General features: G+C 70.1%; 23 protein-coding genes and 2 pseudogenes. 14 read left to right on the top strand and 11 right to left on the bottom strand.

The features are described 5' to 3' along the window. The first annotated feature begins 11 nt into the window (after positions 1–11). Both AB0P24_RS15430 and AB0P24_RS15435 read left to right on the top strand, forming a co-directional pair. Positions 12–701 carry a M24 family metallopeptidase gene (locus AB0P24_RS15430; protein WP_365794066.1) on the top strand — a complete coding sequence of 230 codons (690 nt, stop codon included), beginning with the start codon at positions 12–14 and terminating at the stop codon, positions 699–701. 117 nt (positions 702–818) lie between these two features. After that, positions 819–1,604 carry an SAM-dependent methyltransferase gene (locus AB0P24_RS15435; RefSeq protein ID WP_365794068.1) on the top strand — a complete coding sequence of 262 codons (786 nt, stop codon included), beginning with the start codon at positions 819–821 and terminating at the stop codon, positions 1,602–1,604. A 43-nt stretch (positions 1,605–1,647) separates the two neighbouring features. On the opposite strand, the gene AB0P24_RS15440 is transcribed toward AB0P24_RS15435, so the two are convergent. Beyond that, positions 1,648–2,370 carry an alpha/beta hydrolase gene (locus AB0P24_RS15440; protein ID WP_365794070.1) on the bottom strand — a complete coding sequence of 241 codons (723 nt, stop codon included), beginning with the start codon at positions 2,368–2,370 and terminating at the stop codon, positions 1,648–1,650. A 232-nt stretch (positions 2,371–2,602) separates the two neighbouring features. Then, positions 2,603–3,568: a WYL domain-containing protein gene (locus AB0P24_RS15445; protein WP_365794072.1), complete on the bottom strand. Its 966-nt coding sequence runs from the start codon at positions 3,566–3,568 to the stop codon at positions 2,603–2,605. Positions 3,569–3,631: 63 nt separating this feature from the next. Here AB0P24_RS15445 and AB0P24_RS15450 point away from each other — a divergent pair, with 63 nt between their 5' ends. From AB0P24_RS15450 to AB0P24_RS15460, 3 genes are all read left to right on the top strand, one after another. After that, the gene (locus tag AB0P24_RS15450; RefSeq protein WP_365794074.1) at positions 3,632–4,018 is read left to right on the top strand and encodes a VOC family protein; all 387 of its coding nucleotides are present in this window, start codon (positions 3,632–3,634) and stop codon (positions 4,016–4,018) included. A 2-nt stretch (positions 4,019–4,020) separates the two neighbouring features. After that, positions 4,021–4,347 (top strand): antibiotic biosynthesis monooxygenase family protein, encoded by a 327-nt coding sequence (locus tag AB0P24_RS15455; protein WP_365794076.1) that lies wholly within the window; start codon positions 4,021–4,023, stop codon positions 4,345–4,347. Between the two features lie 198 nt (positions 4,348–4,545). Continuing rightward, complete coding sequence (locus tag AB0P24_RS15460) at positions 4,546–5,079, top strand: GNAT family protein (protein WP_365794077.1); 534 nt, start codon at positions 4,546–4,548, stop codon at positions 5,077–5,079. Between the two features lie 117 nt (positions 5,080–5,196). On the opposite strand, the pseudogene AB0P24_RS15465 reads toward AB0P24_RS15460, so the two are convergent. After that, positions 5,197–5,427, bottom strand: a pseudogene (locus AB0P24_RS15465) (short-chain dehydrogenase); the annotation flags it as partial. Positions 5,428–5,589: 162 nt separating this feature from the next. Here AB0P24_RS15465 and AB0P24_RS15470 point away from each other — a divergent pair. The 3 genes from AB0P24_RS15470 to AB0P24_RS15480 are packed head-to-tail and all read left to right on the top strand — an operon-like array spanning position 5,590 to position 9,046. Further along, positions 5,590–6,114, top strand: coding sequence for a PadR family transcriptional regulator (locus AB0P24_RS15470; protein ID WP_365794078.1), 525 nt, complete (start codon positions 5,590–5,592; stop codon positions 6,112–6,114). Beyond that, positions 6,111–6,797, top strand: a complete 687-nt coding sequence (locus AB0P24_RS15475; RefSeq protein ID WP_365794079.1) for an ABC transporter ATP-binding protein — start codon at positions 6,111–6,113, stop codon at positions 6,795–6,797. The genes AB0P24_RS15470 and AB0P24_RS15475 overlap by 4 nt, the downstream gene beginning before the upstream one ends. Next, entirely contained in the window at positions 6,794–9,046 is a 2,253-nt protein-coding gene (locus tag AB0P24_RS15480; protein ID WP_365794080.1) for an FtsX-like permease family protein, read from the top strand. Before AB0P24_RS15475 ends, AB0P24_RS15480 begins: the two co-directional genes overlap by 4 nt. Positions 9,047–9,423: 377 nt before the next feature. Here the strand turns inward: AB0P24_RS15480 and AB0P24_RS15485 are convergent, their stop codons facing one another. Both AB0P24_RS15485 and AB0P24_RS15490 read right to left on the bottom strand, forming a co-directional pair. Beyond that, positions 9,424–10,188 (bottom strand): hypothetical protein, encoded by a 765-nt coding sequence (locus AB0P24_RS15485; protein ID WP_365794081.1) that lies wholly within the window; start codon positions 10,186–10,188, stop codon positions 9,424–9,426. After that, positions 10,185–10,496, bottom strand: coding sequence for a helix-turn-helix transcriptional regulator (locus tag AB0P24_RS15490; RefSeq protein ID WP_365794083.1), 312 nt, complete (start codon positions 10,494–10,496; stop codon positions 10,185–10,187). Before AB0P24_RS15490 ends, AB0P24_RS15485 begins: the two co-directional genes overlap by 4 nt. Before the next feature lie 110 nt (positions 10,497–10,606). Between AB0P24_RS15490 and AB0P24_RS15495 the strand changes: the two genes are divergently transcribed. The 6 genes and pseudogenes from AB0P24_RS15495 (at position 10,607) to AB0P24_RS15520 (ending at position 18,949) form a co-directional block, all read left to right on the top strand. After that, entirely contained in the window at positions 10,607–11,569 is a 963-nt protein-coding gene (locus AB0P24_RS15495) for a hypothetical protein (protein WP_365794085.1), read from the top strand. Between the two features lie 36 nt (positions 11,570–11,605). Next, positions 11,606–12,002 (top strand): annotated as a pseudogene (locus AB0P24_RS15500) (flavoprotein). 534 nt (positions 12,003–12,536) lie between these two features. After that, a complete protein-coding gene (locus AB0P24_RS15505; RefSeq protein ID WP_365794087.1) occupies positions 12,537–13,304 on the top strand; it encodes a nuclease-related domain-containing protein in 768 nt (255 codons plus the stop codon). A gap of 206 nt (positions 13,305–13,510) precedes the next feature. Beyond that, positions 13,511–16,696 (top strand): AAA domain-containing protein, encoded by a 3,186-nt coding sequence (locus AB0P24_RS15510; protein WP_365794089.1) that lies wholly within the window; start codon positions 13,511–13,513, stop codon positions 16,694–16,696. Then, positions 16,696–17,988 (top strand): AAA domain-containing protein, encoded by a 1,293-nt coding sequence (locus tag AB0P24_RS15515; protein WP_365794091.1) that lies wholly within the window; start codon positions 16,696–16,698, stop codon positions 17,986–17,988. Before AB0P24_RS15510 ends, AB0P24_RS15515 begins: the two co-directional genes overlap by 1 nt. 1 nt (position 17,989) lies before the next feature. Next, positions 17,990–18,949, top strand: a complete 960-nt coding sequence (locus tag AB0P24_RS15520) for a hypothetical protein (protein WP_365794093.1) — start codon at positions 17,990–17,992, stop codon at positions 18,947–18,949. Positions 18,950–19,069: 120 nt separating this feature from the next. Here the strand turns inward: AB0P24_RS15520 and AB0P24_RS15525 are convergent, their stop codons facing one another. The 6 genes from AB0P24_RS15525 to AB0P24_RS15550 form a co-directional block, all read right to left on the bottom strand. Beyond that, positions 19,070–19,879, bottom strand: coding sequence for an aminoglycoside phosphotransferase (locus AB0P24_RS15525; RefSeq protein ID WP_365794095.1), 810 nt, complete (start codon positions 19,877–19,879; stop codon positions 19,070–19,072). 123 nt (positions 19,880–20,002) lie between these two features. Beyond that, a complete protein-coding gene (locus tag AB0P24_RS15530) occupies positions 20,003–20,215 on the bottom strand; it encodes a hypothetical protein (protein ID WP_365794097.1) in 213 nt (70 codons plus the stop codon). Then, on the bottom strand, positions 20,212–21,372 hold the full coding sequence (locus AB0P24_RS15535; protein WP_365794099.1) for a radical SAM protein: 1,161 nt from the start codon (positions 21,370–21,372) through the stop codon (positions 20,212–20,214). Before AB0P24_RS15535 ends, AB0P24_RS15530 begins: the two co-directional genes overlap by 4 nt. A gap of 233 nt (positions 21,373–21,605) precedes the next feature. Beyond that, entirely contained in the window at positions 21,606–21,842 is a 237-nt protein-coding gene (locus AB0P24_RS15540; RefSeq protein WP_361282567.1) for a hypothetical protein, read from the bottom strand. Further along, positions 21,839–22,219: a hypothetical protein gene (locus tag AB0P24_RS15545; RefSeq protein ID WP_365794101.1), complete on the bottom strand. Its 381-nt coding sequence runs from the start codon at positions 22,217–22,219 to the stop codon at positions 21,839–21,841. The genes AB0P24_RS15540 and AB0P24_RS15545 overlap by 4 nt, the downstream gene beginning before the upstream one ends. 32 nt (positions 22,220–22,251) lie before the next feature. Then, entirely contained in the window at positions 22,252–22,668 is a 417-nt protein-coding gene (locus AB0P24_RS15550) for a hypothetical protein (RefSeq protein WP_365794103.1), read from the bottom strand. Between the last annotated feature and the right edge of the window lie 45 nt (positions 22,669–22,713).

A 22,713-nucleotide genomic window follows, 5' to 3' on the forward strand; every position in this document is an offset into this window, starting at 1 on the left:
AGGTTCGCCCCATGGCGGATGACGAACCCACGCGGGCGGCGCGCCTGCGGGAAGCCCAGGACAAGGCCGTACTGCTGTTCGCGGAGACAGAGAAGCGCGGGCTCGTCGCGGCCGGCGAGGGGGAGCGGGCGGTCAGCGACCGGATCCGGGACCTGGCGAACGAGATGTTCGGCACGACCCGGCACTGGCACAAGCGGGTCGTGCGCTCCGGTCCGAACACCGTCCTGCCGTACAAGGAGAACCCGCCGGACCGGGTGATCGGCACCGACGACATCGCGTTCGCCGACTTCGGGCCGATCTTCGAGGAGTACGAGGCCGACTTCGGCCGTACCTTCGTCCTCGGCGACGACCCGGTCAAGCACCGGCTCCGCGCCGACCTGCCCCGGGTGTTCGCCGCCGGCCGGCGGTTCTTCGAGGCCGACCCGAAGATCACGGGCGCCGCCCTGTACGCCGAGGTCGCCCGCCTCGCCGCCGAGGCCGGCTGGGAGCTGGGCGGCTGGCACGCCGGGCATCTGGTGGGTGAGTTCCCGCACGAGACGATCGACGGCGCCGACGTCGAGTCGTACATCACGCCCGCCAACGACACCCCGCTGCGCCGCACCGACAAGGCGGGCCGCACCTGCCACTGGATCCTGGAGATCCATCTCCTCACGCCACAGCGGCGGTTCGGCGGCTTCTACGAGGAACTCCTCACTCTCTGACCGCCCAGCCGCCCGCCGGGGGCCCAAGTCGCGCCGTGTGCAGGGCAGATGAGCCTGCGGAGTACGATCACCACGACTGCGGTCTCTCACCGTCTCTCCTGGCGCGATGGAGTTGCCATGCCGACCAACCCACAGCCGTCTCTGCCGCTGGACACCAGCAGGGCACACCCCGCGCGGGTCTACGACTGGCTGCTCGGCGGCAAGGACAACTACCCGGTCGACGAGGCCGTCGGTGAGAAGCTGCCGCCCGAGGCGCGGGACGCCGCCCGGCAGAACCGCCAGTTCATGCACCGGGCGGCCGCGTGGCTCGCCGAGCAGGGCATCGACCAGTTCCTGGACATCGGCACCGGAATCCCCACCGAGCCGAACCTGCACCAGATCGTGCAGAACCTCGTGCCGTCGGCCAAGGTCGTCTACACCGACAACGACCCGATCGTCCTCCGGCACGCCGAGGCGCTGCTGGTCAGCCGCCCGGAGGGGGCGACCGACTACATCCAGGCCGATGTGCGTGACCCGGAGGCGATCGTCCGGCACGCCCGGCACGTCCTGGACTTCGACCGCCCGGTCGCTCTCTCCCTCATCGCCCTGATGCACTTCATCAGCGATGAGCAGGGTGCCCACGGGATCGTCCGCGCCCTCGTCGACACCCTGCCGTCGGGCAGCTACCTGATCCTCTCGCACGCCGCGTCCGACCTGTTCCCGGAGCTCGTCGAACAGGTCGTCGCCGAGTACGCCAAGGGCGGTATCCGGCTCGCCTTCCGCACCCGCCCCGAGGTCGAGCGCTTCTTCGACGGCCTCGACCTCGTATCCCCCGGCCTGGTCACGGCGACGGAGTGGTTCACCACCCCGGCCCCGGACCCGGAGGGCAGCGGCATCTACGCGGGAGTGGCCCGCATCCGCTGAGCCGGGTCCGGGGCCGGGCTCGGGGCCGTGCCGCGGCCCGTTCTCACTTCAGGTGCCGGCCGAAGAACCCGTTCGTGTCGTCCAACTCGAACCACGGGGTGCCGGTGTGCCCGCCGAGATTGGCGTGCAGGGTCTTCTCCTTGGTGCCGAAGGCGTCGAACAGGTCCAGGGCCCGCTGCCGTGGATTCCCCTCGTCGTCCCACTGCAACAGGAGCAGCAGCGGAAGGGTGACCTGCCGGGCCTCCTCGCGCTGGGCGCGGGGCACGTAGCCCCCGGCGAAGAAACCGGCGGCCGCGATGCGCGGCTCGGCCACCGCCAGCCGGATGCCGAGGGCCGTCCACCCCGAGTAGCCGACCGGGCCGCCGATCCCGGGCAGCGACAGCAGGGCGTCCAGGGTGGTCCGCCATTCCGGGACCGCGTTCTCGACCAGCGGGCCGATGAAGGACTCGAAGATCTCGTCGACCGGTTCGCCGGCCCGCATCGCCCGGTGGAGGTCGGCGCGGGCCCGCTCGTCGTCGGCGGAACGGGGCCGGTCACCGCACCCGGCGGCGTCGATGGTGGCCACCGCGTAGCCGTACGCCGCGGTGAGCCGGGCCCGGGCCACGAGCCGGGGTTCCCTCCTGGGCAGGCCGTTGTTGTGGGCCATCAGGATCAGCGGGGTCGGTGCGGCGGCTTCCGGCGTCCACAGGGTGCCGGGGATCTCGCCGAGGGTGAATTCGCGTTCGAGGACGCCGTCGTCGAGGCGTTGTTCGGAAGTGAAGTGCATGGTCGTGCCTTTCGGGATGCGCGTGAACGGCGCTCCCGGACGACCTATCGCCCGACCGCGACCCCAAAGGGGAGCACCCATGTCGATACTGCGTTCACGGGTACCACCTCCTCGTCTCCGGCACGGCCTCCGGAAAGGTAACAGCGGTCGCGGTGACCCGCCAACGGGTTTTCGCCGCGACGCGGCTCAGGGCCGCACCGCGCGGCAGGGCCCCGCCTCGTGCGACGTCTCCCTACCGGGGCCGACCGTTCAGGTTGTCCTCGAACAGTTCCCGGGTGCGGCGCAGCAGAGCCTCCCGTACGTCGTCCGGTGACAGGACCCGCAGGGGTGTGGCGAGGCTCAGGAGGTACCTGGCGAGCCCGTCCGCGTCGGGGCCGCCGATGTCGACGATCGTGGCGCCGGGGCCTTCCGGGCGGTGGGTGCCGACCGTCCGCGGGATCAGCCGAAGCGCCTGCTCCATGGGCAGCGGGAGACGGATCGTCACGTAGAGCGGGTAGGCCCCGGTCGCGATGGAGCGGGAGACGAGCAGGGCCGGGTCAGGTGGGTCGATGAACTCCACCGGGCGCCCGGCCGGCTGTATCCGGCCCACTCTGTCGGCCCGGAAGGTACGCCACTCGTCCCGCGTCACGTCCCGCGCGACGAAGTACCAACGGCGTCCGGTATGCACCAGGCGGTACGGGTCGACCTCCCGGACCGTGGCCTTCCCCTCCCGATCGCGGTACGACAGGCGGCAACGCTCCGCCCGGCGGCACGCGCCGGCCAGTTCCAGCAGCATGCCGGGCGCGATCTGCGGCGCGTCGGACCTTGTCGTGTGCACAAAGGCGGCGTCCATCTCGCCCAGCCGGTCCGCGATCCGGCGCGGCAGAACCTGACGCAGTTTCAGCAGGGCGGACAGCGCGGCCTGGTCGCCGCCGAGAACACCGCTGAGCGCGGCCTCGCGCAGCCCGACGGCCACGGCGAGTGCCTCCTCGTCGTCGAGGATCAGCGGCGGCACCCGGGATCCGGCGCGGAGGCGGTAACCGCCCCATGGCCCGGGGTCGGACTCGACTCCGTAGCCGAGCTCCCGGAGCCTGGCGACGTCCCGCCGCACCGTGCGCTCGGTGACCGCCATCTGGCCGGCCAGCTCGCCGCAGGTCCACGACGGCCGTGCGGACAGCAGGGAGACCAGGCGCAGCAGGCGGGCGGATGTGCTGATCACATCCTGAAGTGTCCCGCATGACCAGGACCGAACCTGTCCTGGTCCCGTCATAGCGTCCTCCCCATGAGCACCGGAAACACACCCGCACCCGCGATCCGCTACGTGGCCGTCACGTTCGACTGCCCGGACCCCGCCGAACTGGCCCGTTTCTACGGCGAGGCCCTCGGCCTGCCCGTCGCCTACTCCAGTGACGACTTCGTCCTGCTCGGCCGGGAGGGCTCGGCCGGACTGGGGTTCAACCGGCTGACCGACTACAGGCGTCCCACCTGGCCCGATCCTGCCCAGGAGAAGCAGGCCCACATCGAACTCGGCGTCGACGACCTGGAGGCCGCGCGTGCTCACCTGCTGGCCCTGGGTGCTGCCGAGCCCCCGACCCAGCCCCAGCCCGACCGCTGGCGGGTCCTGCTGGACCCCGCCGGCCACCCGTTCTGCATCACCACCCTGGCCTGAACATGATCGGCAGACTGATGGCCATGACCGCGCACCCGGGCAAGGGCGGCGAACTCGCCGCCGTCCTGCTGGAGGTCGCGGAGAGCCTGCACGGGTTCCCCGGCTGTGAGATCTACCTGATCAGCCAGGACACGGCGGACCCGGACACGGTGCACGTCACCGAGGTCTGGCAGGACGAGGCCCGTGCGCAGGCCGCCCTCGCCGCTCCGCCGCGCGCCGGCGGTCCCGACCCCGCGGACGTCCTCGCGCTGCTGGCGTCCCCACCGCGCCGCACGGACCTCACCATCCTGGGCGGAGTGGGCCTCCCCACCGCCGACGGCCGGCCCTGACCGCACGCTCCCGGCCGCGGGAACGGCCCGCTCGGAGGTCGTTCCTGCGGCCGGGGGCGCCCGTATCACCGGCCCCGACAAGCCCCGTCGCGCCGCTGATGACGTGCGCGACGACGGCACGGCGGCGGAGGCCCTCGCGGCTTGAGACCAGGGGGAAACCCGGTTGAGCGGCCGCCGACCCTCGTATAGCAATGCCCCGTGATACGTGGCGAGAAGACCGGGCTGCGTGCCCGGCACGAGAGCGACGTCCCCGTTCTCCACCGCGAGCTGTACGACGACGTGGTCACACGCTCACGCGCCGACTCCCGCCCGTGGCGGCCCGTCCCACCGGGCTCGGAGCACTCCCCCTTCGCCGTGACCGGACCGTCGGACGAGGCGGCGTGCTTCTCCGTCGTCGAGCTGGAGTCGCAGGAGCTGGCAGGAGAGGCCCTGCTCTGGGGCATCGACCCGCACAACCGGACGGCTCATCTCGGGATCGCCCTGCGCCCCGCGTTCCGCGGCCGCGGACTCGGCGTCGACGTCCTGCACACGCTGTGCGAGTACGGGTTCGCCGTACGCGGGCTGCAGCGCCTGCAGATCGAGACCCTCACGGACAACGCCCCGATGCTCGCGGCGGCGACCAGGGCCGGGTTCACGCGGGAGGGCACGCTTCGGCGCTCCGCCTGGGTGTACGGCGCATACGCGGACGAAGCCGTCCTCGGCCTCCTCGCGAAGGACTGGACGCGGGCCTGATCGCCGGGAAGGCGGACCTGCGCCTGCGCGGTGGTGGGCCACCGCGCGGACCTTGCGGGGTCCGCGAGAGCGACGGGCAGCGGCGCTCGGGGCGGGCGGGTGGACCGTCGGGGCCGGTCACCGAAAGCCGAGGTGCGGATCGGCGCCGACCAGCTCCCCGCCGGCGGCCCACAGGCCAGCGGCGACGGCCGGTGCGGCCATGTGAGCGGGGACGGGTTCACGCCGAGGTGTGCCACGCGGCCCGAAGACCCGCGGCCCCCACAGCTGCCCTCCCCGCACCCGCGGGTCGAGGACGGCACGGACGACGGGCCATGCTCCGGCGTCCTTGCCCGGCACCAGGAGCGGGAGGTGACGTCGGGCCCCTCTGGTGCCCCTGCGCTGGAGTTCGTCGATGTCGCCGGGGGCTTCGAGGCCCGGCTCGCGCACGCCGCCGCGCGAGCCGTCAGCCGGGAGGCGACCCACTCTCGGCAGATATATACTCAGAGTATATCCGCGGTGTATGGTCCTCGCATGAGTGTTCCTCTCACCCTGTTGGGGCTGTTGGAGCGGGAGCCGAGCCATGGCTACGACCTCAAGCGCGACTACGACGCCTTCTTCAACCGTGGCAAGCCGCTGCCGTACGGGCAGGTCTACACAACTCTCGGGCGGCTGGCGCGGGACGGGAAGGTCATCGCCGGCGAGGCGGAGCCCGGGGTCGGCCCCGAGCGCAAGCGCTACGTGATCACCGAGGCGGGTGCGACAGAGTTCGAGTCCTGGCTCACCGAACCGGTGGCACCTGAGCCCAATCTGCAGACCGTACTGTTCACCAAAGTCGTGCTCGCCCTGATGCTCGGCCGCGACGCCCAGCAGTATCTCGACACCCAGCGGGCCGCCCACCTGCAACGGATGCACGAGCTGACCCGGCTGCGCCGCACCGGCCCGATCATCGACGCCCTGCTCGCCGACCACGGCCTGTTCCATCTGGAGGCCGACCTGCGATGGATCGAGCTGACCACGGCCCGGATGGATACGCTGGCAGCGGCGGTGCGCACATGACCGCCCTCATCGAGGCCCGCGACCTCACTCTCTCCTTCGGCGAGACGCCCGCCCTGCGCGGCGCCGGCCTGGCCATCGAGGCCGGCGAGGTGTTCGCCGTGATGGGCCCGAGCGGCTCGGGCAAGTCCACCCTGCTGCACTGCCTGGCCGGCATCCTCACCCCCGACTCGGGCGAGGTGCACTTCGACGGACGCCGCATCGACACCCTGAACGAGGCCGAGCGCAGCGCCCTGCGCCGCGGCACCTTCGGCTTCGTCTTCCAGTTCGGCCAGCTCGTCCCCGAGTTGACCGCCGAGGAGAACGTCGCCCTGCCGCTGCTGTTCTCCGGCGTGCGCCGGGCAGCCGCGCTCGCCGAGGCCCGGCCCTGGTTCGCCCGGCTGGGCCTGGACGGCCTGGAGCGGCGCCGCTCCGGGGAGCTGTCGGGCGGTCAGGCGCAGCGGGTGGCGCTGGCCCGCGGTCTGGTGGCCCGGCCCAGGGTGCTGTTCGCCGACGAGCCGACCGGGGCGCTGGACTCCCTGACAGGCGAGCAGGTGATGGACCTGATGGTGGACGCGGCCCATGAGGAGGGCACCACCGTCGTCCTGGTGACCCACGAGCCCCGGGTCGCCGCGCACGCCGACCGGGAGGCCATCGTCCGGGACGGCAAGGCCAGTCTGCTCACGACCGGGTGGATCGCCTCGTGATCGCCTTCGCTTTCCGCCTCGCGGTCAGCGGCGGCCGGGAGGCCCTCGCCCGGCTGGCCATGATCACTGCCGCGGTCGCCATCGGCGTCGGGCTGCTGCTGTCGACCTTCGCCAGCATGAACGCCGTCGAGCGGACGAACCAGCGGCAGGTCTGGCTCGACACCGGAGCCGCAAGCCGTACCGAGCAGGCGTCGGTGGACCCGCTGTGGTGGTGGCCGCACGGCGACTACTACGACGGCAGGTCCCTCACCGAGGTCGACGTCGCCGCGACCGGCCCGACCTCGCCCGTCCCGCCCGGCCTGACGCACCTGCCGGCGCCCGGCGAGTACTACGCCTCGCCCGCGCTGGCCCAGCTGATCCGCGACACCCCGGCCGACCAGCTGGGCAACCGCTTCCCCGGGCGGCTCACCGGCACGATCGGCGACGCCGCCCTGGCCTCCCCGGACTCGCTGATCGCTGTCATCGGCCGTACCCCCGCCCAGATCAAGGGCGCACCAGGGGCGAGAACGGTCACCACCATCGCCGGCACCCGGCCGACCGCCTGTGACAACGAGTGCTGGGACAACGCCGTGCGCGGCGACGCGATGACGCTCATCTCCTCCGTGGTGGCCGGGGCACTGATCTTCCCGGTACTGATCTTCATCGCCACCGCGACCCGGCTGTCCGCCGCCACGCGCGAACAGCGGTACGCGGCGATGCGGCTGGTCGGCGCCACTCCCCGGCAGGTGTCGCTGATATCGGCGGTGGAGTCCGCGCTGGCGGCGGCCGCCGGGACAGTGATCGGCTTCGGGCTCTACGCCGCGCTGCGCCCGCTGGTCGCCACCATTCCGCTGACCGGGCAGCAGCGGTTCTTCCTCTCGGATCTGACGCTCAGCGCCCCGCAGGCCCTCGGCGTCGTCGTCGGCGTGCCGGTGGCGGCGGCGATCGCGGCGCGCCTCGCGCTGCGCCGGGTCACCATCTCCCCGCTCGGCGTGACCCGCCGGGTGGCCGCGCGCCCGCCGCGCGCCTGGCGACTGATCCCGCTGCTGGCGGGCCTGGCCGAACTGGCGTACTTCGTCTTCGCCGGCCGCCGCCCGGCGACCGGGAACGGCCAGACGGCGGCCTACCTCCCGGGCTTCGTGGTGGTGATGCTGGGCCTGGTGATTGCAGGGCCGTGGCTGACCATGATCGCCGCCCGGGTGGTGGCCCGGCGCACCCGACGCCCGGCCGCCCTGATCGCGGTGCGCCGGCTCGCCGACGACCCGAAGGCCGGTTTCCGCGCGGTCAGCGGCCTTGTCCTGGCCCTGTTCGTGACCACCGCGACAGTCAGCATCATCGGCACCATCAACGACTACCGCGGCACCCTGGGCGGCGACCGGCAGACCCGGACCGTGGTGGAGGACGGCAGCGACGGTCAGGCGCCGCTGGCCCGGGCCGTCCCGGCCCGGCTGCTCACCGAGGTACGGGCGATCCCGGGCGTGCGGGGCGTAGCCGTCGCCCACGCCAACCCCGACGGCGTGGGCAAGGTGGCAAACCGGCGTGTCCACCCGGGTGATCCTGGCCCGGCCGCGCGGGCACTGGTGACCTGCTCCGACCTGGCGCAGACCCCCATGGTGGGCCGCTGCCCGGCCGGCGCGAGCGTCACCGCCGTCGACTTCTACGCGTTCGTCAGCCTGCGGTCGCACCCGAGCCTGCCGTGGCCCGCCGCCGCCGTCAGCACCGCAGCCGTCGCCAGGCTGCCCGTACAACTGATCTACGTGGCCACCGACGGGTCGACAGCCGCCAAGGAACACGTACGGACCCTGCTCACCACCGCCTACCCGCACCACCAGGCCCGCACGGTGGGCGACTGGGGCACCGACGTGCAGCAGGAACTGGCCGGTTGGCGGCAATTGGCCGACGTGGTGCTGCTGACCACCCTGCCGATCGCGGGCTGCAGCCTGGCGGTGAGCGTCGTCGCGGGCCTGTCGGACCGCCGACGCCCGTTCGCGCTGCTGCGGCTCACCGGCGCACCGCTGCGGTTGCTTCAGCGGGTGATCGGCCTGGAGAGCACACTGCCGCTGCTGGCGGTGGCCGCGATCTCGATCGGTACGGCCTTCGCCGCCTCCGCCCTGTTCCTGAAATCGCAGATGCGCTACGACCTGGTGTCGCCGGGCATGGAGTACTTCGCGCTCGTCGTCCTCGGCCTCGTCATCTCGCTGGGCATCATCGCCTCAACCCTCCCCCTGCTCAAACGCATCACCGGACCGGAGGCCGCCCGCAACGGCTGACACGCCAACTCCCCGCTCCAGCCCCGGGACACCCCGCCACACGGCGTCCGGGGCTGCTGGAGCACTCGCCGACACGTCGCCGACACGACATCGCCGCCGGGTGAGTTGTCGTCGACCACGCGCAGGTGCGGGTTCGGCATCGGCAGGTCAGCGAGCAGACCGGCCAGGGCGGGGAGATCGTCCCGCTCGTTGTAGGCGGGCGCGACGACAACGGCCTTCGGGGGTGCGACGGCCATGGCAACTCCTCGGTCAGCGTGGGGAAGCGTTCAGCGGTACCGGCGTTCGGCGTGTGCGGAGCGCCGGTCGTTCCCTGCTGGCATCGTGGGGCGCTTGGGTCCGTGTGACGGGCAGGCGAGACCTTGCGCTTCTGCTGGGGCCTATGCCCTCTTCCGCCGCAGATCACGGCCCGCGCCGATGGCCGCGGCGGCCAGGAGACCCAGTGCCACCGTCTCGGCGAGGGAGCCGGCGAGCGGAGCGGTCCGGACGGCGGCGAGGAGGTTCTGGCCTGCGGCGAGGGCCAGTCCCGCGCCGATGTGCAGCAGGGCCGCGGACAGCCGGCGTGTGGTCGGCAGGGTGGCGGTGCGCGAGATGCGGGCGACGAGAACACACAGGCGGAGTGCGACGAATCCGAGTGTGAGCCAGTAGTAGGTGACCGCGGCGGCGTCGGCGAAGCCTGTGAGGTGTTCGGCGGCGCCGCTCCATGCCATCAGGCACAGGGCGACGAACGCGATGAATGGGGCGGCCAGGGTGCGGACCGCTGCGGCGGTCAGGCCGCGGAGTGCCTCGCCGCTCAGCGGGGGAAGCGGTGCGGCGAGGCCGATGCCCAGCAGGAGCGGGGCGATCCACAGGCTGGTGGCGGGGTGGCGGATGTCGGCCGTGAGGGCGGCGGAGGGCTCGGCCGAGCGCAGCAGCAGCCCGGTGGCCGCGGTGAGCGCGAAGAGGGCGACGGTCAGGACGCGGCGGGTCTGGCCGGTGAACGTCTCGGGCCAGTCCGCCGGGTGGAGCCAGAGTCGTGCGGCCCCCGCGAGGGTGTCGGGCCAGGACCGGATTCCCGATGCGGACACCTCGTGACAGATGTCCTCGCCCCATCGTTCGCGGACGGCCGGCGGGTAGAGCCGGGTCAGCAGGGCGGCCGCGCTCATGCCGGGGCGATCCCGAGTGCGCGCAGGCCGGCGGCGGAGATGCGGGCCATCTGCTGGAGTTCGGTGCGCAGCTGGTCACGGCCCGTGTCGGTGATCTGCATGGTGCGGTGGCGTTCCTGGGCTTCTGCCGTCTCGTCCGCGGGCCGGATCAGCTCGCGTGCCTCCAGTCGGGACAGTGCGCCGTAGAGGCTGCCGGGGCCGAGTCGGCTGCCGGTGAGTCCTTCGATCGCGGTGTTGATGGCGTATCCGTGCAGCGGGCCGTCCGCGAGGACGGTGAGAACGAGCATCTGGGCGTCGTTGCTGTGCATGGGCCTCCTTGCCTCAGGCTTCGCAGGATACGAGCCGCGATACTACCTGTCACGTACTACTTGTTGCATACTACTTGCCACGTACTACGAGGTGCGTACTATGGCGACCCATGGAACCCATGGAGAAAAACGGCCGGGCTTCCGCCGCCGTGGTCTGGGCGAGCCTCGGTGTCGCCGGTGTCTTCGAGGCGCTGACGGTGCTGGAGACCCAGGACAAGACGGTCAGGGCGGCCAGCCCGTGGCAGGACGACCCGTATGACGTGGTGGTGTCCCTGACCCAGTTCACGGTGCCGATGCTCGCGCTGGTGATCGCGTTACGGCTGCTCGCGTGGCAGGCACCCGGCGGCGCGGACCGGGGGCGGCAGACGGTGCGTGCGGCGGGGGCGATGATCACGCTGGTCGGGCTCACGCTGGCGACCGAGTGGGCCGCGGTCGTCGCCCGGACACCCTCCTCGCCGGCCGGTGCGTGGATCCGGGTGCTGATCGGCGGGCTGGCCGCCGGCTCCGTACTCACCGGGGCGGTGGCCGTGTCGCTCGTGCGGGAAAGCCGACGGCACCGCGTGTCCCGCGGCCGACGGCACGACTGGCTCGACGACGCCCTCTATCTCTGCCAGCGGACTCCCGTGCTGCGGCACCGGGTCGGACCACAGGCCACGGTCTGGGTGCGCCGCCACGCGATGACGGTCTTCGTCGTGCTGAGCACGCTGGCGGCGGTGGCCGTGATCGGTGCCCAGGCCATCGGGGAAGGCTGGACGGATCCGCTGCTCATGGCCTGGGCGCTGATCGTCGTGGCGACCTCCTACCTGGCTTTCTGCGTGATCAGCAACGCGGTCGCCGGATTCATCGCCCGCCCGCCGCGCACCCGGCCCCGCCGTGTCGCCGAGGCGTCGATGGTCGCCGGATGCGTCGCGATCAGTGCGTCTACGGCGTTCCGCGACGCGCTGTGGCCGATGTTCGGGACGGGATCGCTCACCTCCGTCCCGGCCATGGCCGCCCTCACGCTCGGCGCCGGTCTGGTCACGTCCGTCGCGACGGCCGCTCTCCTGCTCGGCTGTCCCGGAAGACCGGCGTGACGGGGATGACCGTGGGCACCAGGAAGGGGTTTCCGCGTGACTGAGCCGACCGCCCCGGAGAAGAAGCCTTTCCTGTACGTCGTCGTCTGCGCGTGCGGTACCGCCGATGACGTCGGCAAGCTGATCACGGCCGCGCAGGAACAGCACTGGGACGTCGGTGCCGTCGCCACCCCGCAGGGCCTGGGCTTCCTCGACACCGAGGCGATCGAGGCACAGACCGGCTACCCCGTCCGCTCAGCCTGGCGTACACCGGGTGAACTCGGCCCAGGCCGCCCACCCCGCCTGCCGCCGCGGTCCGGACCGGCTGCGCGAGATGGGTGTGCTGATCGGTTCGTACGAGCCGCACCGGCCGAAGGCCGGGGGCGGGGCGGACCGCTTCCGCTGGGATGAAGCGCTGGAACTGCTCACTCCCAAGCTGTCCGCCCCGACCTGATCAGCGCCGTCGTGCCGGCTGCGGCGGAGATTCGACGGGGCGGGTCGGGGCGGGGCAGGGTCGCCTGGCGGCCCCTCCCCGGCACCAAAAAGGGCGAGGCCCGAAGACCCCGCCCGATCCGCAAGAAACCCCGGCTCAGGGCCATACCAGGCAGTACGGCTGATGACCCGCCTCATGCAGCCGGTGCGAGAAGTCCTGCCACTCGTGCAGCGATTGGGGGTGGGAGGGCGCTGACCTGGGGTTTCTCGGTGAAATGTGGGTTGACCTGGGAAAACTCCTCTCGGTAGTTCTCACGGGTCAACGCCGTTTCCCGGGCTCATGTGCCCTAGATGTGCCTTCGCCCTGTCTGCAGAACCGGCTGGGAAGCGCCCGATCTCGGCCACCAGCCTGCTCAGCGCAGACGTGAGGCTGTCTTGCTCGCTGTTTCTGATCCTGGTCACATGGTCATTGGCCTTTGATGGGATGCGAAACGGGGGGCGCGCGAGCGGCTTACAGGTCTCCGTATGGAAGCGCTACGGACATGACCGTCTCTACGTGAATCAGTCGGACGGCAAGAAGGTCGCATGGTTCGACCGCCGCACGGGGTATCTGGAGCTTCTGGTTGAGGAACAGCGGGACGCGGTACTTGATGTCCTTGCGCCCTATGTCACTGCTTCTTCTTCGCCGGTAGCGCACAAGGCGCTGCGTTCTGAAGACGACCTTGCCGGGAACAGCCCGGGAGACGCGCTGCAGATGAAGGTGGACGAGCTGACGCCCGGCTTCTGGCGGTGGGCGTTGGCCAGGCTGTCCGGTCGGCGTCTGGAGGTGGACAGCTGGCGCGCAGGACTGGTCGGCGAGCGCCGGGTGGGAACGGAGCTGGAGCGGCTGGCGCGGCGAGGAGACTGGCGAGCGCTGCATTCCATACCCCTGGGCGGTGACGTCGACATCGACCACGTCCTGATCGGTTCGGGCGGAGCCTTCTGTTTCAACACCAAGCGCCATCGTGGAGCGCGCGTCTGGGTGGGCGACGATGCTGTCCGCATAGGCGGCCGGTCGTACCCCTACGTGCGAAAGAGCCGAGCCGAGGCGCGACGGGCCGCTGCCGCGCTGACGACTGCGTGCGGTTTTCCCGTCGAGGTTCAGCCGGTGCTCGCCTTCGTCGCGGTGGCGCGGCTTCAGGTCGTGCAGTCGCTCCGGGACGTGCGTGTCCTTCAGGAGCGTGACATAGCTGCGCTCAAGCACCTCAAGACCGACTGGCGACCGGACAAGGTCGAGGCGGTGTACGAGGCGGCACGTGATCGCCGTACGTGGATTCGCTCTTGACGGTTGGCCGGGTTACAGCCAACTTTCGTGGAATCTGGCCTGTTCGCGTCATTACCCGCCGGTCCCTGTTGAGGGCGCCGCTTCTCTCCCGCATCCTGGAAGGCTTTCTGTCGAGCCATGATCTGGGGGGATAGATGTCTCTTCACTCTGCACTCCGTGCGAATGATCCGGAGTCGGTCCACCGAACGCGCCAACTCATCGAATACATGCGCGAAATTGTTCGTGGGTCGTACAAGCCGGTGCGGGACTGGCAGAAATATCCGGAGGTTCTCTGGCTCTCCGGGCTGCCGGACGACAAGCTCCGCCAACGCCCCGACAGCGACCGGACGCTGCTCAAGGTGGCCCACCGCCCGCCGCGCCCGGCTCCTGTCCTGCCCGAGGTGCTGGTGGGGTGGGTCGATCCCGAGGCCGCCGCCACCGCGACGCCAGAAGCCCCGCCGCTGGCCGAGTCGGGACCGGGCCAGGGCTGGCAGGAGGACGAGAATGGAGACCTGTTCGAGGTCTTCGAGATCCGCCGGGAGGACGCGCACGACGTGTTGCGCGCCTACGGGCGATGGCTCGACGCGTGGCGCAAGTGGTCGGAAAAAGAGCGTGTCGACCGGCCGTACCGGGAACTCCATCAGCAGCTGTACCGAATGGCGACCAGGATTCAGCAGGACGGCGAGGAATACGAGGCGGTACTGGGAGCCGGATTCCTGACCATCGGGGCCGCACGTCCGTCCGCGCGTGTCGCCCGGCACATTCTGACGGCGCCGCTGGTTCTCACCGTGAATTCGGCGGACATGTCCATCACCGTCGCACTCGCACCCGGAGACCCCGCGCGGCTGGAGGACGGCGAGTTCCTCGGCGCGGACGAGGGCTACAGCACCCGTTTGCTGAGCCCGCTGCGGGACCGTGTCGACGCGGACGGATTCCATCCGCTGTCCCGTGACTGCCAGGACGTGCTCGCCGACTGGTCGGAGAGGGCGTTCGGCACCGATCGCGCGGCGGCGTTCCACCGTGGCTGGGGCCGCCCGTCCGCCGACCCGATGCTGCCGGTGCCCACGCTCGGGTTCTCGCCGGCGATCATTCTCCGCCAGCGGGGCCAGGGCGCCCTCGTGAACTTCTACGACGGCATCGCGAACCGCCTCGCCCAGCCCGGTGCCGTCGCTCCCCTGGGTCTGGCCCAGTTGCTGTACCAGCTGGAAGCGGAGGACCGCAGGCTGTGGGGTACGGCGGGGGGTCGTGACGTGGCGCCCGCGCTCGGCCCCGACCCGCTGTTCCCGCTGCTGTCGAACGAAGCCCAGCGGGATGTACTGAGGCGCCTTCAGACCGATACGGGCGTCGTCGTCCAGGGACCGCCCGGCACCGGAAAGACGCACACCATCGCCAACCTGGTGTGTGCCTTGCTGGCAGACGGCAAGCGGGTGCTCGTGACGAGCGAGAAGGGCCAGGCGCTGAAGGTCCTCCGGCAGCAACTGCCGGCCGAACTGCGCAGCCTTTGTGTCCTCCAGGGCGACCGGCGCCAGGACGGCAGCGACGACCTTGAACAATCCGTGCGCGCGCTCTCCCAGCTCAGTGCCACCCAGTCGAAGGAGCGTCTCGACGCGAGGATCAAGAGCCATGAGGCGCTGCGCTCGGAACTGTCGGCCACCCGCGCGCGGCTCCGTGACGAACTCCGCGCTGTTCGTGAAGCGGAGTGGTACGAACACCCCGACGTGGCACCCGGATACCGGGGGCGGCTCGCGGAGATCGTGGAGACCGTCACTGCCGGTGCACCGAAGTACGACTGGATGCCTGCCCTGCCCGCCTCTGCACCCCGAGAACCTTCGCTGAGCCAGGACGAGGCACAGCGTCTGCTGGGTCTGGTGTCCCGGCACGGAGCTGGAGTGCTGGACGAGCATGCCGCCCGTTGCCCGGACCCCGCGGACTTCGTCGCCCCCGTGCTGTTCGAAGAGGCGGTCAACGCCCTGGACGCCGCTCTGCGCGCCTGTACCGGACCGTCGTCCGACCCGCTCGCCCTCGAACTCGCCGATCAGGGAAGCGAGTTGATCACGACGCTGGTCGAGCTGTTGGACGCGGCGGAACACGCGCTGCAGAGCGAGGGCCTGCCGGGGGACCCGGCCGCCTGGCCGCCGGAGGAGTGGACCACGACCGCCTTGCAGGACGGGATGGCAGGCCGGCGACAGCAGTTGTGGGAGGGAGTACGCCAATCGTCCGCCCGTGCCGCAGAGGTGCAGAGCGTGCTTCAGCACCTGCCCTTCGCCGTGCTCGACGTACCCGATGTGGCGCTTGCCGAGGAAGCGCGTCTGATCGCCGCTGGGAAGGACCTTGAACAGTACCTGCGCGGCGGCGGAAAGCTGCGCAAGCTGGCTCCGAAGCCGGTGCAGAAGGAAGCCGAAGTCCTTTTGCTGGACTGCCGGGTGGACGGGCGGCAGTCCAGCACGCCGGAGGAGATCTCCGCTCTGGTGGCCCACCTGGCGGCTCGCCAGTGCGTCCGGCAGCTGAACGAGCGCTGGCAGAGCGTCGGCGTGCCTGGGGCCGAGGGCTCCACGGAGGTGGCTCTGTCGCAGCTGCTGGACCGGGTGCCGACCCTCCGCGCGGTCGACGGGTTCACCCACTCCGTGCGTGAGCTGCACGACGTCTTGCTCAAGGCCCGAATCAAGGCCACCGTACGCACGGCACAGCAGTGGGACGACGTCCGAACGTCGGCGAACGGTGCGGAACAACTGCTCCGCTCCCGTGCGGCGGAGGAGAGGCTGCGTTCCATCGCCGAGCAGCTGCCGCGGCCCGATGCCCGCGGAGTGGCCGAACTGGCGGAGGTGCACCGGGCCGTCACCGCCCGTGATCCACGGGCGTACACGTCCGCGATCGACGCGCTGACCGAGGCGTTCCACCGGGAGGCCGATCGCCGTCAGGCCCGCAAACTCCTGGATCGGCTGTCCGAGGACCATCCCGAACTGGCCCGGCGTTTCGCCGAGTCCCCGGCCGGGACGGCTTGGGAGACCCGCCTCATGGACCTGAACGGAGCCTGGGCGTGGCGGCGAGCGCGCACCTTCCAGGACACGATGCTGGCACCTGGCAGGGAAGCCAAGCTGGAAGGAGAACTGCAAGCAGCCGAGGCGCAGTTGCGGAGGGCGGTGACCCAACTGGCCGCCGACCGCGCGCTGTACCACTGTCTGGACCGGATGACGGCCGGACAGAAACAAGCACTGAGCGCCTACGCGTCGGCCACGGCGAACGCGGGCAGGGGAATGACGGCACTCGGCAAGCGGCACCTGAAGGCCGCCCGCTCCGCGATGCGTGACGCGCGTGCCGCGGTCCCGGCATGGGTCATGCCGATCAAGCAGGTGGCCGAAATGATCGATCCCGAGCCGGACGCCTTCGACGTCGTCTCGGTCTGGACGGGCTGATGCTGCTGTGGCTCGCTCCGAGGATCATCGTCGTGGGCGACGACAAGCAGTGTGTCCCGTTCTACACGGGCGGCAAGCACGAACGGCTCAACGAACTCCTCGACTCGCTCCTGCCCCATCTCACCGACTGGCAGCGGGACGGGCTCAGCCCCAAGTCCAACCTCTACGACCTGCTGTCGGCTCGCTTCAGCGAGACGATCCGGCTCACCGAGCACTTCCGGTGCATGCCGGAGATCATCAAGTGGTCCTCCGCCCAGTTCTATCCCGACAACGAACTCGTGCCGCTGCGCCAGTACGGAGCGGACCGGTTGCGGCCCCTCGAAGTCGTCCATGTTCAGGAAGGCCACTGCGAGGGACGGCGAGAGACTCTGGTCAACCGGCCCGAGGCCGAACGCATCGTCGCCAAGCTGCTGGAACTCGCGGAGGACGAGGCGTACGCGAAACGGAGTTTCGGAGTCATCGTGCTCCGCTCCGGACTCCAGACAAGGCTGTTGGAGAACCTCATCGACACGCGGATCGACTCCCCGATCCGGGACCGGCACAACATCCGTGTCGGCACGGCCGAACAGTTCCAGGGAGACGAACGGGACGTCATCCTGCTCTCGCTGGTCGTCGACGCCGACAACATACGGCTCGTGAACGGCCCAGGTGACGGAAGGCGGTTCAACGTGGCCGCCAGCCGGGCCCGCGACCAGATGTGGCTGTTCACCTCCGCTACAGCGGATCAGCTGAACAGCAGAGACCTGCGCCACTCCCTGCTCACCTACATGCAGGCGCCGCCGGAACTCCAGGGCACCTCTCCCGGCCTGTCCGCCGTCTCGCCCGACGAGCCGTGCGATCCGTTCGAATCCCTCTTCGAGCAGCGGGTCTTCCGCAGGATCAAGGAACGCGGCTACCACGTCGTCCCCCAGTGGAAGGTCAGCGGCAAACGCATCGACCTCGTCGTCGTCGGAGAGACGGGCCGCCTCGCCGTGGAGTGCGACGGCAGTCCGTATCACTCCACCCCCGACCAGATCCGCGAGGACTACGAGCGGGAGCGCGAACTGCGCAGGGCCGGCTGGCAGTTCTGGCGCATACGCAGCAGCGAGTTCGCCCTGTCCCCGGAGGATTCGCTGACCCCGCTGTGGAAGCGCCTCGACGCTCTCGGCATCCGGCCCGGAGTCACCGAGGAGGTCCAGGGCGATGCGGGAAGCAGCTGGGCCCCGGTCGAGATCGATGAGGCCGACCCAACCACCGACGAACTCGACGCGATGCCCGATGAGGATGCGTCCGTGTCTCTCGAAGGAGCCTGAAGTGACCGAAATCTTCGACGACAGCACACTGACCGAGATCGCCCACCTGATCTGCGGGGACGAGCCGCCGCTGCTCTACCGGAAGGGGTACCAGATAGCCGAGTTCTTCCAGCGCGCGGGCTGGGACGACGTTCCTGAGTATGCAGGCACGCCGAGGCACAAGTGGGCCAAGGACCTCCTCAAGGAGCGTCAGGAGGACGGCACGGACGAGACCGAGCGCGCCGTCCTGCGCCTGGCGAACCGCCTTGAGTACTACAACCAGCAGCAGGAGTACCAGGCCACGCTGAAGCGGCTCAACGAGATACTCGTGCTCGACGGACGCCGCATCGGCGAGGAGAGAGGCCAACTGGTCCTCGTCCGCTGCGAAGCAGGATTCGAGGACGAAGTACGACAGCTGCCGCGTGTCGAGCTGAAGGTCTCCGTGACAGAGGTCGTGAGCGACCCGGAACTCGCCGCCACTGTGCAACTCCGGCTGGACGAGGCACGCACCTGCTACGAGCACGGCGCCTACACGTCGGCGGTCATCATGCTGGGCAGCCTCCTGGAGGGTGTGCTCGCGCATGCCGCGCAGGTCCGCACCGCAGGTGCACGCATGCCGAAGCCGTTGCGGAACATGGGGCTGAACGACTTCGTCGACTTCGCGTACGAAAACAAATGGATCGAGCACGATGCCAAACTGGCCTCGGAGCTGGTCCGGCACTACAGGAATCTCGTTCATCCCCTGGCGGAGAAACGGACAGGACACGTACCGAACCACGACACGCTCGATATGTGCTGGCCGGTGGTGAACGCCACGCTGAACGATCTCGCGGCAACGGCGGCAGCGCCTCCTGTTCCTCCTTCTCCACGTGCGTCGGCAGACCGAGCTCGTGGTCGCAATCCCAATGCCTCCGCGCAACGACCAACGCCTGCCTCTGTCGCTCGTCGCCGTCCGGGTGGGGGAACAACGGCAGGCACTTGAACCGTGGGTGCCCGATCCAACGTGGGCGGAGAAGCGCGGAGTAACAACGGCTGATGCCGCGTGCACGATACCCGCGTCGTGGCTTGGCGCGTCCGCCTGAACCGCCCCCGTTACCAGCACCTAGCGTCTACGGCATACTGCCCCGGATGACGCGAGCGTCGTTGCCTGCTCCGCCATCCGCAACTTCCAGGGCGCCGGGTCTACTTCAGCAATCTCCTGCCACAGTGCCGCCGTGGCCGAGCTGAACGCTGCGAGTGCTTCGGCCTTTGCGTCCCGCCAGGACGGAAACCGACTAGCGAAGGTGAGCGCCTCCTCCACGGAATGCCCGGCGTCCATGAGCTGGAGGAGAAGGGCGCCGGGGTCGATCCAGGCCGCCCCTCGGGTCGGCCAGGCCCAGTCGATGAGTCGCGCACGGTCACCGGTGATCAGAACGTTGTCCGGGGCGAAATCGGTGTGCAGGAGAGCGTTGCCCTCGAAATAGTGCAGGGAGCCCGGCGGGGCGTAGTCCGCCCACCGGTCGACAGCGTCCTTGATCTCGACGTCGGCCGGGGCCGTGACTGCTTGTAGTTCGGTGAGCGCGGCTTCCACGAGCGGCAGGTCGGGTGAGCCGGGCGCGTAGTCGGCGTGGCGGCCGTCGACCACCTCGTAACCGAGAATGCTCCAGCCATCGAACTCCAGGTGCCAGTACAGGCGTGGGCAGGACGCCGGAAGATGCGGGGCGATCGCCGCCTCGCGGCGCTGTGCACCGACCTGGGGGTGGTCGGTCGGGATGCCCTTCACGAAGACCCTGCCGCTTTCGGTCTCCAGGACGGAGGCGATGCCGGAGTTCATGCCGCCCTGCGCGGTGGCCGTCTGGTGGACGGCGCCGGTTTTGTCGGCGATGGCCTGGCGGATGCCAGCGGGGAGCTGCTCGAAGGGGATGCGGGACATGGACACGCGCGGTTCCTCAGGGGGTGCTCGGGCACGGGGGAGTGCCGCCCCGTCCAGCGTACGGCTGGGGCGGCACTCACGGGGTGGAACAGGAGGGCGGTACGGGCGCCACCCGTGGTCGATCTAGTAGGGCTGGTCGTCACCGGCCGAGCAGCTGCACTCGGCGCCCTCGGCGGCCTCGTCCAGGTCGGCGACGATCTGGAACTCGTCGTCCTTGATCAACGCGGTGGTCAGCGGCACCGGCAGAACACCGGTCGGGCCGTCCGTCGGGCGGCGGCCGATGGTGAGCAGCACCGGCTCGCTGGGCGAGGTCAGGGTTGCGGTGGGCGGAGTCATGATCCGTAACCTCCATGTTGGCAGTAGAGCTCTCGTCGGTCCCCCGCCTCCTGGTAGAGCCTGGCCAGCGGTCGGCACGTGCGGCACGTGCCGACCTTCGTGCAGCCGGAGCATCCACCGGTGCGGAGCTGTAGGGACTCGGCGACCGCGCCGAGTCGGGGGAGGGCTTCGACGCCCTCGGTGATGAGGTTCACGCTCGGGTCGCGGCCGACCTTGCAGATCGACGCGATGCCGTGCGGGTTGACGTGGAAGAACGTGTGGCCGGCGTTGCAGCCGGTGAAGACGCTCCGGGCCTTGAGATGCCCCAGTGCCTGCGTCGCCAGGGGGTTCGCCTCACCGTCGATGGTGGGCGACATGTTCGTGAATACCTGGTGCGGGAAGCCGTACGACTTCGCGAGGTGCACCATCGCTTCTGTCTCGTGCGCGTTGCCGTCCGAGACGATCACGTTCAGGCGGACCGGCAGCCTGTCCTCGCGGGCGGCGTCCAGGCCCGTCAGGAACCGGCCGAACGCCCCGCGGTTCCGCGTCACCTTGTCGTACGTCTCGGCGGTGGCGCCGTAGACGCTCAGGGTCAGTCGGTAGGGCCGGTGGCGGGCAAACAGGTTCCGGATCGGCTGCTTCCGCAGCGAGGAGCCGTTGGACGAGACCTGGACCATCATCCCGAGCTGGTGGGCGTACTCGTACGCGGCGCCGAACTCGCGGTCGATCAGCGCCTCACCGCCGGTGATCTGCAACCACAAGACACCGGCATCCCTCAGTGTCTGCAGCAGCGCCTGCTTACCGGCCCAGTCCAGGCCCTCGAACCGCTTCTCCCCGAGGTAGCAGAACTCGCAGTCATAGTCACAGCCGAGGTTGATCTCCCATGACGCCTTGCCGTACCCGTACCGGGACCGCTCACGAACGAGGACGACGTCGCCGACCGGCGACGCGGGCAACTCGGTCCCCCACGCTTCCCTCGCCGCGTCGGCCAGCCAGTCCGGGACGGATCGTCCTTCCGCCCTCGCAGCCCGCAGCTCCTCGTAGCGGACCTTCGGGATGCGCACGCCGGCCGCCAGGCCGGGCCGGACAAGGAGGTACTGGGCGAGAAACGGGCTGGCCACGAGCCGCGGAGCTGTTTTGGTCCCCCGCCTCTCGGCGCTGGTGTTCGTCTCGGTCATGGAACCTCCACTGGTTGGGTATGAGCGGTCGGTCGGGCCTGGTAGTGGGCGGCGATCAGGTTGGCCGCCAGCTCAGCCGGTGGAACCCCTCGCCAAGCGCGGGTCAGGGGTGTGATCCGTGCGTGTCGAGGCGGTCACGTCGATCGCGAAGCCTTACGAGGCGGACACGAGCACGATCAGCAGTGGTCCGGCCTGGCGGGCACCCTGCGTGACCTGGGCGGTGAGACGGCCGTTTACGGCTTCCACCAGGCCCTCCACGGGCGGGTGATGATCTCCCGGTACGTATGGTGCGAGGGATTGCGGCCACCGTGCGTGAACACCCAGCTCTGCGGGTCGGCGAAGTCGGTGCTGGGCGGCGAGGTCTCGCCACAGACCGCGCACTGCATCGCGTACGTGGTGGGCTCTGCGTCGGGTTCCCGGTCGGGCTGGAGGGTCCACTCCTGGTGGCGCATGATCGTGCGGCTGGTCATCGAACCGCCTCCAGAGCTGTGGCGACGTAGGGGTGCTGGAGAGCAGCGCGGAGGGCCTCTGTGTCGGTGAGGGTGTCGTCGTCAGGCAGCTCGCACCACCCGCCGAACCAGTCGTCGAGCAACTCCAGGCCGGGTGCGACGAGCCAGGAGTTGGTGGAGAGGTGCCGTACCGGCAGATCGTCCCAGCTGGTTGCGGTGCCGGTCTGGACGGCGTAGTAGAGACGCCCGTTGGGCCTGTCGTAGAGCACGGGGCCGACGGAAGTACCGATGCAGCGCAGGTAGGCCAGGGCTAGGAGGCCGATCTCGGCGGAGATGCGCACGACATCCCAGCCGTCGCCGACCTTCAGCAGCCGCAGCCCCGGCACGTCGTTCACCATGGGAGCTCTTCGCAACGCATCGCGCACGGACATCATGCATCCCCCTGCGGCCAGAAGCTGTGGCTCGCGCCGAGGGAAGAAGTGGATTCCGCGGTCGGCGTGAAGTGGCGGACCACGATCAGACGAGCGCCTGTTTTTGTTATCTGCCGCTGGCGCTCGGTACCGAGGCCCTTCGGGCCGAGGTGGCTGAGAGCCAGAACCACGGCACCGTAGGCATCGGGGAGTTCGAGCGCGTCGAGCAGACCGACGAAGGCGGGGGAGCGGATGATCACCGTGGAGTCGCGTTCGGTGAAGACACCGCACAGGGCCAGTTCGTGCCGTTCGCAGTACTCGGTGAGGCAGTCGACGAGCGCCGCGTGGCGGGGCAGCCCGCCGGTGACGTGGCGTAGGTAGCCGAAGACCTGGGGGAAGGCGACGGGGCGGCGTTCGGTGATGAGGTCGTCGTCCATGCCCATAGCGTCGGCCGTCGTGAACGGCCTCGAAATGACCTGCTG

Source organism: Streptomyces sp. NPDC086519, assembly GCF_040686075.1.
GTDB classification, from domain to species: Bacteria; Actinomycetota; Actinomycetes; order Streptomycetales; family Streptomycetaceae; genus Streptomyces; species Streptomyces shenzhenensis.